Source organism: Gammaproteobacteria bacterium (genome assembly GCA_013697705.1).
GTDB lineage: Bacteria > Pseudomonadota > Gammaproteobacteria > UBA6002 > UBA6002 > UBA6002.
The window spans coordinates 84,657-98,427 of record JACCWJ010000008.1; the positions used below are offsets into that span (position 1 = coordinate 84,657).

General features: G+C 41.5%; 14 protein-coding genes. 3 read left to right on the forward strand and 11 right to left on the reverse strand.

The window, feature by feature from the left end:
* Positions 1-47 precede the first annotated feature (47 nt).
* From H0U71_02855 to H0U71_02895, 9 genes are read right to left on the reverse strand one after another with little or no spacing between them, the layout of a single operon-like run.
* The gene (locus H0U71_02855; protein MBA2653990.1) at positions 48-692 is read right to left on the reverse strand and encodes an alpha/beta hydrolase; all 645 of its coding nucleotides are present in this window, start codon (positions 690-692) and stop codon (positions 48-50) included.
* 55 nt (positions 693-747) lie between these two features.
* Complete coding sequence (locus H0U71_02860; protein MBA2653991.1) at positions 748-1,752, reverse strand: ATP-binding protein; 1,005 nt, start codon at positions 1,750-1,752, stop codon at positions 748-750.
* Positions 1,753-1,793: 41 nt separating this feature from the next.
* Positions 1,794-2,870: a 3-dehydroquinate synthase gene (gene aroB / locus H0U71_02865; protein ID MBA2653992.1), complete on the reverse strand. Its 1,077-nt coding sequence runs from the start codon at positions 2,868-2,870 to the stop codon at positions 1,794-1,796.
* A 42-nt stretch (positions 2,871-2,912) separates the two neighbouring features.
* Complete coding sequence (gene aroK / locus H0U71_02870; protein ID MBA2653993.1) at positions 2,913-3,422, reverse strand: shikimate kinase AroK; 510 nt, start codon at positions 3,420-3,422, stop codon at positions 2,913-2,915.
* A 38-nt stretch (positions 3,423-3,460) separates the two neighbouring features.
* Entirely contained in the window at positions 3,461-4,693 is a 1,233-nt protein-coding gene (locus H0U71_02875) for a secretin and TonB N-terminal domain-containing protein (GenBank protein ID MBA2653994.1), read from the reverse strand.
* Positions 4,693-5,001, reverse strand: a complete 309-nt coding sequence (locus H0U71_02880) for a hypothetical protein (protein ID MBA2653995.1) — start codon at positions 4,999-5,001, stop codon at positions 4,693-4,695. Before H0U71_02880 ends, H0U71_02875 begins: the two co-directional genes overlap by 1 nt.
* Positions 5,002-5,009: 8 nt before the next feature.
* Complete coding sequence (locus tag H0U71_02885; protein ID MBA2653996.1) at positions 5,010-5,501, reverse strand: hypothetical protein; 492 nt, start codon at positions 5,499-5,501, stop codon at positions 5,010-5,012.
* On the reverse strand, positions 5,498-6,007 hold the full coding sequence (locus H0U71_02890; protein MBA2653997.1) for a hypothetical protein: 510 nt from the start codon (positions 6,005-6,007) through the stop codon (positions 5,498-5,500). Before H0U71_02890 ends, H0U71_02885 begins: the two co-directional genes overlap by 4 nt.
* Positions 6,001-6,837 (reverse strand): hypothetical protein, encoded by an 837-nt coding sequence (locus tag H0U71_02895; GenBank protein MBA2653998.1) that lies wholly within the window; start codon positions 6,835-6,837, stop codon positions 6,001-6,003. Before H0U71_02895 ends, H0U71_02890 begins: the two co-directional genes overlap by 7 nt.
* A gap of 248 nt (positions 6,838-7,085) precedes the next feature.
* Here H0U71_02895 and H0U71_02900 point away from each other — a divergent pair, with 248 nt between their 5' ends.
* Complete coding sequence (locus tag H0U71_02900; protein ID MBA2653999.1) at positions 7,086-9,425, forward strand: penicillin-binding protein 1A; 2,340 nt, start codon at positions 7,086-7,088, stop codon at positions 9,423-9,425.
* Between the two features lie 644 nt (positions 9,426-10,069).
* On the opposite strand, the gene ubiA is transcribed toward H0U71_02900, so the two are convergent.
* Positions 10,070-10,894 carry a 4-hydroxybenzoate octaprenyltransferase gene (gene ubiA, locus H0U71_02905; protein MBA2654000.1) on the reverse strand — a complete coding sequence of 275 codons (825 nt, stop codon included), beginning with the start codon at positions 10,892-10,894 and terminating at the stop codon, positions 10,070-10,072.
* A gap of 22 nt (positions 10,895-10,916) precedes the next feature.
* The gene (locus H0U71_02910; GenBank protein ID MBA2654001.1) at positions 10,917-11,495 is read right to left on the reverse strand and encodes a chorismate lyase; all 579 of its coding nucleotides are present in this window, start codon (positions 11,493-11,495) and stop codon (positions 10,917-10,919) included.
* A 150-nt stretch (positions 11,496-11,645) separates the two neighbouring features.
* On the opposite strand from H0U71_02910, the gene H0U71_02915 reads away from it, so the two are divergent.
* Both H0U71_02915 and H0U71_02920 read left to right on the forward strand, forming a co-directional pair.
* On the forward strand, positions 11,646-12,236 hold the full coding sequence (locus H0U71_02915; protein MBA2654002.1) for a hypothetical protein: 591 nt from the start codon (positions 11,646-11,648) through the stop codon (positions 12,234-12,236).
* 83 nt (positions 12,237-12,319) lie between these two features.
* Complete coding sequence (locus tag H0U71_02920; GenBank protein MBA2654003.1) at positions 12,320-13,645, forward strand: MFS transporter; 1,326 nt, start codon at positions 12,320-12,322, stop codon at positions 13,643-13,645.
* Positions 13,646-13,771 lie beyond the last annotated feature (126 nt).

The window sequence follows — 13,771 nt, forward strand, 5'->3', positions numbered from 1 at the left end:
TTTTTAATTGTAGTCTGTACAAATTATGAACACAAATACATTGCCCATTATCTTGCACGAGGGGGCAATAAAGGTGTCAGTTTTTCAACCAGTAAATCTCTAAGGGTCACCAGTTCGCCATGAAAAAAATGTCCTACATTTGGCATGCTAATGAGGGTCGGTTTAATGGAAAGCTGCTCAATCCAAGTGAATACTTGATCTGGAGGAACCACTTCATCAGCTTCGCCTTGTACAACTACCCAGGGAAATTGAATCAATGGCAAACTCTTAAAATCATTGTGATGCACGGGCGGTGCAATAGTTATTAAGGCCACAGGGTTCACTTCAGTAGCAACCTTGGTCGCAATATAAGATCCGAAAGAAAATCCAGCGAGTACTAATTGGCAGTCGGGGTAATTACTCTTAGCCCAGTGAATTACTGAGCGCAGATCATCCAATTCGCCTTTAGCATAATCATGCACCCCTTCACTCAAACCCACCCCTCTAAAGTTAAAGCGTATAGGAGTAATCTCCAGGCGTTGAAATACTTTAACCACCGTGGTGACCACCTTATTTTGCATATTGCCTTCATGCAATGGATGGGGGTGGCAGATGATGCCCACTAATTTCGCAGGAGAAATAAAAGGAGGCTCTATGAGGGTTTCTAAGTTACCGGCAGCACCTTGAATAAATATTTTTTGAGTGTGGGACATGCTTTTCCTTCAAAATAAGGGATAGCAAATCATTATACAAGTTATCAAGCAGAAGTCATCGCTGTGGCTCAGGCAGAATAAGCCCTGCTGACTCATCAGGGGGAGTTAGCTGTTCTTCAGGTAAATTTTCAATTGAGGCAATATAACTAGGTAGATTTTCACCGTTAACTGCCGCTTTTGAATTTTGAATGCCAGCAAGATTTGCGATGGTATTGAGTCCTTCGCCACTCATCACGAGGGTAGAAATTTTAAACGTAAGAATTGCGAGCAAACAGATTATTCCTATGCCCAACATCACATCGACAACCGATCGGCGTTTCTTTATAAGAGGGCGTTGATGCAAACTTCCTTTAGAAGTAAAGTGCAACGCAATACGGTTGATCCTTCCAGGATAGCCTTCGGAAAGTTGAAAAATATTTTTTAGTGTCTTTTTTGAGAGGGGTTTAATTTTTTTTGGAGAGGTTTGTAATAACGACTGTTTCAGATAATGCTTCATTTCTTTGAAAGAAAGCGGCTCTAAAGACAACAACGCACAAGAACTGGCGATATTATTTCTTTCAAGCAAGGTGTCTATTCTTTTATTTAGAATTGTTTCGCCCACTATTATAAGCTTCAGTTTAGCAACCGATTGTCGATTAAATGCGAGCACCATAGTATTAAAATTTTCTAAAGATAAAGCTTCAGCGTCATCAATGATTAAAACAAACTCCTGATATACATTACGCATAATATGCAGTAAAGAATCAAAATCATTGGCAAGCGGGGCTGAAGAATCTAAATTTAACAAACGCTCAGCGAGTAGACTAAATATATTTATTTTTGATCCGGCTTGAATGAGGTAACAAATAGCTTGGTTTTCTAATTGAAAAGATTTAATCAGCGTACTCTTGCCGCTGCCGATAGGGCCAGTGATAATGGCAGTTGCTTGATCCCCTCGCCTAAAATCATTTAATTTTGCTAATAATGTTTTGGTTCTAGGTAGAAGAGAATAGTCTGGAGCAAGGGGTTTTTCACCCTTGTCTATAAACCCTTTTTCATTATTAATGACAAATTCTTGCATCCGCCAATCTCCACAGCGCTCTATTTTATGGCAAATTTAATTTAGAGCTGATTTTCGATTATCGTTGCTTCAAGAAGTTTTAGATCTATATTCGAACATATTACCGCTTGACCAATCCCTTGGAGTAACACCAATTTCAATTGATGAGTATCCTTTTTCTTATCAGCATTCATTGGCTCAATCATTTGGCCAGCTGATAGCGAATTGGGCAATCTTATCGGTAATTTGGCCATTGTCAAAATATTTTTAATGCGATTGAAAATACCAGTATCTATTAAGCCTAACTTAAGAGAGTAGCTCGCAGCCAAAACTATCCCCGTTGCAACTGCTTCCCCATGCAACCACTCACCATATCCCAAGGCATGTTCTAACGCATGCCCAAACGTATGCCCTAGATTAAGCAAAACCCGAACACCGACTTCTTTCTCATCCGCCTCAACAATATTCACCTTTATAGCGCAGGCCTTCTCGATAGCATACATTAGGGCGGATCGTTCTTTATTTAAGATATTGGGCATATTGATTTCAAGCCAAGCGAAAAAACCCTCATCAGCGATAAGGGCAACCTTAATTATTTCTGCAAGCCCGGCATAAAACTCACGATCGGGCAGCGTCTGCAGCGTAACAATATCGATGAGAACAGCGCTCGGCTGATAAAATGCGCCAATCATATTTTTTGCTAATACATGGTTCACTGCGGTTTTGCCACCTATCGATGAATCGACTTGACTAAGCAGGGTCGTCGGAATTTGAAGATACGCCACACCGCGTTGATAACACGCTGCCGCAAAACCGGTAATATCGCCTACCACACCGCCCCCCAATGCAATCAACGTTGTATTGCGGCGGTGTTTTCTCATTATTAATGCATCAAATAATAAACTGAGTGTGGCAAGGGTTTTATGCTCTTCGCCATCGGGCAATATGTATTCATCACAGGCATAGTCACTCAAACTCTGCTTTAACGTATTGAGATATAAAGGGGCCACTGTCGTGTTAGTCACTATAAAAACTTGGCTATTCGTAATATGCTGACTTAACAGCGGCGCGGAAAGAATGCTTTCGCCAATATAAATAGGATAAGATCGACCCCGTAAATCGACAGTTAATGTTCGCATTAGTTTATTCCGAAAAATCTAGATCTATTTCAAGATAACGCACTATAGTTTTTCAAGGATACTGTCCACTATACCTTTTATAGAGCCATGATTAGTGTCAATTACATGGTCAGCTATTTCAAAATATAAAGGTTCTCGTTCATTTTTTAATCGCTCAAATGCTTCTCTGGCATTTTTATTTAGAATTAAGGGTCGGGTTCGGCTTCGGGAAGTTCTGCGTAATTGTTCTTCTAAGCTGACATATAAGTAAAAAATTTGACCGCTCGCCTTTAAATGCAGACGATTTTCTTCTTTCAGCACTACACCGCCCCCTGTGGCCAATACAATGTGATTTTTTTGAGTGATGGTTTCGATCGCTTTTATTTCACGAAGACGAAACCCTTCTTCGCCTTCAATATCAAAAATCCAGGGGATATCTGCTCCGGTTTGTTCCTCAATGACCTGGTCAGAATCGAAAAAATCATAATCCAAGCATTTAGCCAATAGTTTGCCCACTGAGGATTTGCCCGCACCCATCGGGCCTATTAGAAAAATATTGGTTTTGTCGGTCATATTTTCAAATTTGAGGTTAACTACCATTTACCTAAGTCTTAGCTAGATAGTATATGTGGAGAAACGAATATTAATAACTCTTTCCGTACAAAATGTTTATTTTTTTGTGATAACAAACTCCCCAGTAACGGCACCCTGCATACGCCAGGAATTTCATGGGTGGCCTCTGCTTCAGATTTTTCGAATATCCCACCCAATATCAATGTTTCCCCATCGTGAATGACCACCTGGGTTTTGAGCTCTTGCGTCTGGATAGCTGGAGTCCCATTAACAGCGATGGGAGAAATTTTATTCTGATGAATTTCAAGCTCTAAAACAATACGCCCGTCAGGTAATACTGTTGGAGTAACTTTTAAGCTTAACGCGGCTTTTTTAAACGTCACACTCGTTGCCCCACTAGAAGTGCTTTCTTGGTAGGGAATTTCTTCTCCCGCCTCGATGACAGCAGGTTTGCGATTCTGGGTAATGAGAGTGGGGTCTGCAATTATTTTACTCTGACCCGTTGTTTCTAATGCATGGATTTGCAAATTTAACAATTGTTGCTGGCCAATTGATGCAATAGCAAATTGAAAGCTATTCATGTTTAGCTCTGGAGTTGAAATATTCAATCCTTGTGCTGAATGTGGTCTTGTGTTTTGTTTAAAACACACCCCCAACTCATGAATTTTTTTGTCGTCAATATTAATAATTTTGGCAGCAATTAAAACCTGTTTTTCTGGCTGATCAATTTCATGCAGATAATTAATTAAGTAGGGTAGATTTTCTGTGGTGTCCTTGATAGTCAAACTATTCTCACGCGGATTTAAGCTAATTTTTGAGTTCGCAGTGAATAGATCGGTTTGAGTTTTGAGCGTGTTTTTTACAAAATCAGCATCTGTGTGCTGAATTTTCACTTTTACCACCTTATACGGCGAGGATTCGGATAAAATCTTCTGTCTCAGTGCAAATTCGTGGGGCGTTCCAATGAGCAATATATTTCCCTCTTGTTTTTTGACGAGCCCCGCCATTTCTAAAATTGTTTTCAATGCATTCTGCCAAGTAATATCATGAAAGTGCAATGATACGTTGCCCGTCACGTGCTCACTCATGATAATGTTATACCCCATCGTTTCAGCGATGAACTGCAACAACTCTCTTACAGGGATCACTTTAAAATCGAGGGACACAATTTTATCAGGCGATTGCCTCACCTCACTTTTGGTCGCAGAGAAGGCAATTGACATAAGTAACGCAACGGTAATTAACACCGCCCAAAAAAATTTATTTTTCACTATTTTATAACCACGTAATTTAAATCATCTGCAACAACAATCTGATCAATGAGCACCTTAATAACTCTTGCACCATTTCTGCCTATCTTCTGGCCTAATGAAACCTGGGAAATATTACCCAACGGATCTCGCACAAAACCGTGACTCGTGTTGGATTGTATAATTGAGCCCAAAAAAACTAAATCTTCCACCTCTACAGTTAACAGTGGATGAATTGCATAATTACATTCATCCACATTAAAAATATCACGCAGTGCTAAACAATTTTCAGGCAAGATTGCAATAATGATGACCGACAACCAACTCACATATCTCATTACAAAGTCACAAGATTAATAAAGATAGACAATCGATTTTGATTATTGGATTTTTGGAGGATGAAATTGGTCGCAAGAAATATTTTGTCTTTATTAATGGCAACCAAAAAATCAAAAAAATCCCCAAAATCACCCTCAGCAACCACCTTAAACTTGACGGAACTTGAAGTGAACTCAAGCACACTCATATGAGTTAATTTGAATGCACTTAATAACAACGTGCTTTTGTTAGCATTGACAGTCGCCGGATGCTCAGCTTCTTTTAATCGCCACCCTTTCGCCAACTCTCTTTGTAATTCAGAAAATTCCTGGCGCAAACCTTTAAGTGTATAAGTTTTTTTAATCCAGACTTCTCGCTCCAGATAATATTGCATCTTTTTTGTGGACACCTCCATCCAATATTGCCCCCAAAACTGCAACAACATCACAGCAGTCACGATCAAGATTTTATTCGTCTTCGACAACTCAAAATAGAAAGAGGTTAGTTTCATAACAGTATTACGATCTTAAATTCTGTCTTTTGCACATCGCACACTGAAAAATTTTTTACCGCAATCTTTATCGAGTGTTTCTTTTGAAGATTATCAAGAAAATTTTTTAACGACTGTGAATTGGCACTTAGCAAAAAACCTTGCATCACTATTTCATTTTCCCTGAAACCGAGCGAAAACAGATACGCATTACCTGGGAAAGTATGCGCAATTTCTTGTAAGATATATTTCAGCTTGTATTGCCTCTCAAATTGGCCAGATCTTTTTACCCAAGCGCTAACAAGTTTTAACTTATCTTTTAAAAAAACCACCTCTAGTCGTTGATGGCAGATATCCCTTTCTAACATCAAATTTGTTTTTTTGAGATTACTCAGTTTATGCCCGACCCACCCCCTATAACCGAGTAATAAAATTGCTGTTACCACCACTCCAACTGTTAACATTAGGATGACATAACGTTGCTCTCGTTGAATCTGCGTCTCTCGCCAGGGCAACAAATTCAACATGACAAAACCATTCCTAACGGTATAAGACGATTAGGATGCATTGCAACGATGTCTCCCAATTTTTCTTCACCAATTATGGGCAGGGAAACATTGTGGTGAATTTTTTTAAATAGACTTGCTTCACATCCTAATAAGATTATATCTGTAATCGGCTGCATAAATGTCTTACTCGACTCATACCTTCTAAAAAATGTCAGCATTTCTTCTTGATAGGATTCGAGTGTGTTTTTGATGACTAAGTTATTGGCTAAAATGCACATATGACAGTCAATGATTATGGCTTGCAAACACTCAGTGGCAGTGACGATGAAGAGCGCATAAACTTTGTCAGACTCTATCACCCCGTAATAGGTGAGGATCTTTTCTACCGCTAAAATATCGGCAGTAATCGTCTTTATATTTAAGCCCGCACGCACAAAAATATTTTGCCACTTGTCGATATAGTCTCTTTTACCTGCTAGCACACGTATCTTTTTACGTAACGCACATAAAAACTCAACATCAAAAAACATAGTTTCTGCAGGGCATGCGAAATATTCTTCTGCATTATATTGCACGAGGTTGCGTACATCTCTCTCCTTGAAATAACTGGAAAACTCTAAAATTTTCAAGACCAAAAAACGATTAGGCAATGCGAGATGGCAGGGAATGTCCTTATAATGCGTTTGGAGATAGTGGATGGCTTTATCTAGCTCTTCTGTACGAAAACAGCCTTCCTCAATAATATTTATTCCAGCAGGGTCTTGTTCCACAACCAAGAAATTAAATTGCGTTTCGGTTATGGCTACCCCCACTCCTTTTTTATTTTTCTGCAACGCTTTTCTTAACATAACTTTAATCTCAATGAAATGTTATGCCATTTTAGCGTTAATTTTGGGGACCACAATTCGTCAAAAATACGGTATTTTATGTTTAAAAATTAACCAACCACTTTATATCAAATAGTTAACATCTGTGCTAACATACGCCGCTTCTGCTAATGGTGCAGAATTAATTGTAACGGTTGGCGTTAATTTAAACGCTCAATAACAAATAAATAAAACACACCGCAGTTATTTCTATGAATTTAATACAAAAAATGCTCAAAAACGGCTTCCTCGCTATTTTCAGCCTTATCATCACTGGTTTTTTCCTTCTCGGCTGCCTCATCTTTTACGTTTATCTAGGACTCCCTGACGTAACCACTTTACGAAATATGCAGCTGCAAGTCCCACTTCGCGTGTTTACCAAAGATGGCAAGCTCATTGCTGAATATGGAGAAAACCACCGCATACCCGTGGGGTTAGACCAAGTCCCCACAAAGCTTATCCAAGGCATTCTGGCCACTGAAGACCAACGTTATTTTGAGCATCCCGGCGTCGACCTCATTGGTCTTGCACGGGCCTCAAGAGAATTACTCGTAACAGGCAGAAAGTCTCAAGGCGCGAGTACCATTACCATGCAAGTCGCACGTAACTTCTTTTTATCGCGACAAAAAACCTTTGGTCGTAAGCTGAATGAAATATTATTAGCCTTAAAAATAGACGCTACCTTAAGCAAAGAAAAGGTATTAGAGCTTTATTTAAATAAAATCTATTTGGGGCAAAGAGCCTATGGTGTGGCCGCTGCCGCCGATGTTTATTTTGGCAAGACACTAAAAGAATTGAACCTTTCTGAAATTGCACTGTTAGCAGGTTTGCCCCAAGCGCCCTCTCGCGACAACCCGATTGACAATCCTCGTGCAGCACTTGAAAGACGTAATCACGTATTGGAACGCATGCTCGCCAGTGGCTATATTACCCAAAAAGAATACGACACCTCTGTTATCATGCCGCTTAATGCGCAACTCCATAAAAAAACCAATTTAATAGAAGCCCCTTATGTCGGAGAAATGGTACGCGCAGCCATGGTGGAAGCTTATGGCGATGCCGCCTACACCAATGGACTAAAAGTCTACACTACCATTGACTCTCGCCTACAAAATGGGGCTAACACTGCATTAAAAAATGGTTTGCTGAGCTATGATCGTCGGCACGGTTTTCGAGGAGCTGAAAAACATTTCAATAAACCCTCACAATGGTTAGTGAAACTACGCAACACACCCACCATTAATGGCATGGTACCTGCGGTGGTTCTTTCTGACTCTAATCGCTATCTCACCGCCATGCTGACCAATCGCACCAAGGTAGCCATCGATTGCGGCAGCTGGAATAAACACCATCTGAAACGGGGAGATTTTGTTAGAATTTCCCATAAACCAGAAGGCTGGGTGTTAGCCCAAGTGCCTAAAGCCGAAGCAGCGATTGTTTCCCTCGATCCAAATAATGGCAGCATATTAGCCTTAACAGGGGGATTTTCATTCCGTCAAAGTCCTTATAATAGAGCCACCCAAGCTAAACGCCAACCAGGCTCCAGCTTTAAGCCTTTCATTTATTCTGCTGCACTCGAAAAGGGTTTCACCCTCGCAAGTATCATTAATGATGCCCCCATTGAACAATATATTCCCGGCTCCAATACAATCTGGCGCCCACAAAATTCTAATTTGAAATTTTATGGACCCACCCGACTCCGATTTGGCTTGGTCCACTCTAGAAACACGGTTTCTATTCGCGTCTTACAAGCCATTGGTGTTTCTTTTGCCATAAATTATGCTAGCCAGTTTGGCTTTGATCCTATAGATATGCCACATAACTTAACCTTAGCACTAGGAACAAATTCCGTTACTCCAATGCAACTTGCTTCGGGTTTCGCAACGTTTGCCAATGGCGGCTATCGAATAAAACCTTATTTTATTGATCGCATTACTGATGATAATGATAAAGAACTTTATCAGGCCGATGCCCCCTCTTTAGAACGCGCCATTACTTCTGAAAATGCTTACTTAATGAATACGGTATTGCAAGATGTAATTCGACAAGGCACTGGTCATCGCGCGTTAGCGCTAAACCGAAAAGATATCGCCGGCAAAACTGGCACAACCAATGATCAAATGGATGGTTGGTTTGCAGGTTACAATGGTGATGTAGTGACTACGGTTTGGGTAGGCTTCGATCAGCAACGCTCACTTTCAGAATATGGTGCAGATGCTGCGCTGCCTATATGGATAGATTTCATGCGCATAGCGCTGGAAGGTAAACCTGAGCACACCTTAAGCCAACCGCCCAATATTGTGCGGGCGAGAGTGAACGCAGGCACGGGGTACAATAGTGATGACAACGATCCAAATAGTTACTATGAATTATTTGATAAAGCCCATCTCCCGGCCGAAAGTGGTAGCGAAGAAAACTCTGACCATAATGAAGCATCCGCTCCCGTTACAGAAGAACTCGATGCACCGAATTACAAATCCGAATCGGATACCGAAAGCTCAACTACGCTAGAACTGGATAAACCTGCTTTACAAAGCGAAGACGGAGAACAGGGAGAAGAGTTATTTTAATTGGATTCAGCCTCTAGACCTATGGCTGAATTTCAACGTAAAACCCAATGAAACCTTCTCATTTACTTTAGCCTGTTGCCCTCCAAATAATGCGCAAACTCTGTGCTATGAAAATCCGCAGCCCCATTTCCCCCAAACTCTGAGCGATGGAAGCCAGCAGCTCCAGGTCCGACCCGGTCACATCGGTAATGAAAGTGACCGGGTCGGACCAATTAAAATAGTAATTTACGCGGGAGAGGGGGAAATGGAGCTGCAGGCTTACATAGCATAGAGTTGGGGAAATGCTGCTGCGGATTTCCACAGCGTAGTAGTTGGTAGAAACCCCTCAACCTAACACCTACCTTCCTTAGATAGAGATCACTTACCGCCTTTCTTCAAAATGAAGCTGTTTATAGTCCATATGGAAGTAGTAGTTGGGGAATTTTTTGCAGAAAAAAAATTCCCGCCTGGCGCGGGAACCTAAAACGAGTGGAATGTTATACGGATTGATTGCTTAGCTTTTAAATATATTATTAAGGAAGTGTTCCGTTTTGATATTAGTACATTTCCATTGGCGCTCATCCTACAATTATTCTATTTGCCTTGTCAATTTGCACCGGTGCTTCTTTTCAAAGAATAAGAAATATTGCTAATTGATCCTAAAATTAGACATGTAAATAGTTAAAAATTATACCTGCAAAAATAATACAACCGACCCAATGGTTATTGTAAAAAGCGCGATAGTAGTTTTGAGGAGTATGCGCCGTCATTAATACCCCCTGATATCCCATCATTATCGCTGCACCAAGAACACCAAAATAATAAAACCAATTGAAGTTAAGACTAAGCCCTAACATTAACCACCCTAGAATAAGGGTCACTTGTAATGCGCTGATGATGGCTATGTTCCATTTACCAAAAAGTATTGCGGTCGATTTTATTCCAACCTTAAGGTCATCCTCTTTATCCATTAGCGCGTAAATACTGTCGTAGCAGAAAGGCCATAACACAGCGAGACCAAAGAGCAGCCATGCCACAGCAGGCATATCATTACTCACGGCAGCGAAAGCCATAGGGATAGACCAGGCAAAAGCCGCCCCTAACACCAATTGAGGCAGGTGAGTGACTCGCTTAGTAAAAGGATAGATGATAGCGAGTAGTAACCCTATCGGCGCCAGGCTTAGTGCATAGCTATTAAGTTGCAGTGCTAAAACTAATCCTACGAGCGAAAGTACTAGAAACAATACTAGCGCCTGCTTAAGCGTAAGCGTTCCCACTACCAGCGGTCTAGATTTGGTACGCTCCACCGCGCCGTCAACATGTCTATCTGCAATATCATTGACTACGCAACCGGCACTTCGCATAACGATCACCCCCAGAATAAATACGATAAGTATCCTAAGGGGCGGCGGCCCTTCTGCTGCAATCCAAAGCGCCCAGAGAGTTGGCCAGAGAAGCAAGAAAATGCCTATGGGTTTATCTAAGCGCATTAATAGCAAGAAGGGTTTTATATTATTTGTGTATAGGTGTTTCACAATTGGATATTAGCTCTATTAATGAAGGCGAAAAAATTTCTGTTAACAATAGTAAATCTTGAGCCGCAGAAAAAACAGATCGGCGCGCCCAAAGAAAGCGGGGCGATGAGACATTAGCCTCATTAGCCAGTACATACTCTCGCTGCATAGGATGAATTTTAGCAATTTCAAAGGGACTACGCTGCAAAGGAAATGCCGAAAACAACATCTCTGCTAACGGACGCGCGCCCAAACCTCGAAATTGACGCTTATAGAAAGGCGCAACATTTTGTGGCATCACACTGCGGGCATACATTAAGAGGTAATCATCTAAAAAAATCTGAATTTCACGACTATAGACATAGTGACAATTAAAAATTGAAAATTCATACGAGGATTTTTTTGCCAGCTCTAATTGTTCACCCAGAATTTTAATATTAAAACGCGCTTCAGCTCCCTTTAATGCGAGAATTTTTTTCGTGAAAGACCCCGAATACACTAACCAGCTCCACACCGCAGGTGCGAGCTCAAGCCTTGAAATGCAGGCTGGGTTTTTCCAAACTGGTGTAAGCAACATAAAAACCCATACTTTAGGTATTCATAATCAGGATCGAGGGGCGAAGCCCACGATTTTTTACCGAGCTAAAAGAGTGCTTTAACGAATATAGCTAGTCTACTTGATACAACAATCGGCATATACTAACTTATTGATATAGGAGTGGAAAATATGCCCTTAAGACCTCTAGCGGCTTCAATGCTAATTTTCATGTTCATTATCATTGGTGTCTATGAAATTTATGTAAAGTTACAGGGCCCACATACGGTCTACCGTATCTCTCCACAGGAAAGATGGGCGGGTATCATTGACATGGATTATGATCATGGGGTGGATGTTAACAGAATCCTCAAAGGCGAAGATGTTTTACTTGTCGTTGACTACGCCAATCCGCTATTCCGAGGGATTGTACAAAAAACCATTCTCGACAAACCGCTCATGGCCTTAGCGGAATTTGAAATTGGCGATTTTGATACCAATGGTGATGGCGTCCTTAATCAGGAAGATGATATTTATCGATATCTCCACATCCTTTATTTCAATCCCAACGGCCAAGGTTATTACATAAAAAACTTACCCGCATCAGGCATCAGGGGAATACAAATTAAGCACCTTACCACCCATGGTAATCATAAAGTCATTATGTCCGACGGCTCAACTCGCACCTTATACGAAATCCACCAACCTGGTGGCGTTGCCATTTACAAAAATTCCGCGGGGAAAATTATTACCAACCTTCCGCAAAAGATTACCTCGCCTTAACTTTTGAGGGCAGGCTTTTATAACTACTGCGGATAGTTAGATTGATATATAATCGTCTGTTTTAATTTAGAAAAGAGATGCTCATGAATAATAATACGAGCCAAATGAGTTATTCTAAAGCAGGCCTACTACCCTTCCTCATCTGTGGTGTAGGGGCCTTTTTTTATGTCTATGAATTTTTCCTTCGTGTAATGCCGAGCGCAATGACTGATGAACTGATGCGAAGCTTTCAGATAGATGCCGGTGGCCTCGGTGTCTTAAGCGCTTTTTTCTATTACGGCTACACTCCGATGCAAATTCCAGCGGGGTTGTTATTGGATCGCTATGGTCCTCGAATATTATTGTCATTATCCATGATGGTATGCGCGGTGGGTGCACTTGCGTTTGGCCTCACCAATAGCGCCATTGTCGCTTCAATGGCTCGGTTATTTATTGGCCTTGTTTCTGCTTTTGCCTTCGTGGGAGCGTTAGTTCTGGCAACCCGCTGGTTTGCTGCACGTTACTTCGCATTAATTGTAGGCTTGATCCAGCTGATGGGTTGCATAGGCGCAATTGTGGGCGAAGCACCCGTTGCTATCATGGTTCAGCACATAGGCTGGCGCAGCACAATGTTTTGGTCAGCCGGCGTAGGGGCAATATTTGCCATTCTGTTTTGGGTCATTATTCGCGATCGCCCGGAAGGCGACAGAGACTCAACCGCCCATACGGAGCATCAACCTAATGAACTACAGCGTTTATCCCAGGTAGTTAAGAATCCTCAAACGTGGACAGTTGGCCTCTATGCATTTGCATGTTGGGCACCAATTGCCATATTCGCTGATCTTTGGGGCATCCCTTATTTAAAGCTGTTTTATAATACCAGCGTGGCTACCGCGGCTACCGCTATTGCAGTTGTTTGGATCGGAATTGCTGTTGCCGGACCGGTGGTAGGCTGGTGGTCGAATAAAATTGCTAATCGTAGAACGCCACTCCTACTTTGCTCTATACTGGGCCTAATCTCGTCATTATTCATCCTCTATGTTCCGGGATTACCTTGGCCTTTCATGTATTTAGCGCTTTTTGTTTTTGGGGCTGCGGCGTCTTCCCAAGCCGTGTCATTTGGCTTGGTTCAAGACAATAATCACATCTCAGTAGCGGGTACCGCGGTAGGATTCAATAATATGGCGGTTATTTTGGGGGGCCTTTTATTCCAGCCCCTAGTTGGCTTTATTCTAAATAATCTCTGGGATGGCACCATTATCAATGGATTACATTTTTATTCTCTTGAGAATTATCGTAGCGCATTGATATTACTTCCTATCTGTTCTGTGATTGGCATATTTGCCAGCATATTTTTAGTGAAAGAAACTCACTGCCAACCCCAATTCAGTGAACCGACCTCAAACCTGGCGTATGATTTGCAGAAATGATAAATCGCTCAGGGAGCCGCGACGGACCGCCCTTCCACGTCGTCGCGGGAGGAAGTATGAAGGAAGTTTATCATCGCAGCCGCATCAAACTGAATAGCCCTGGATTTCGCTACGCTACATCCAGGC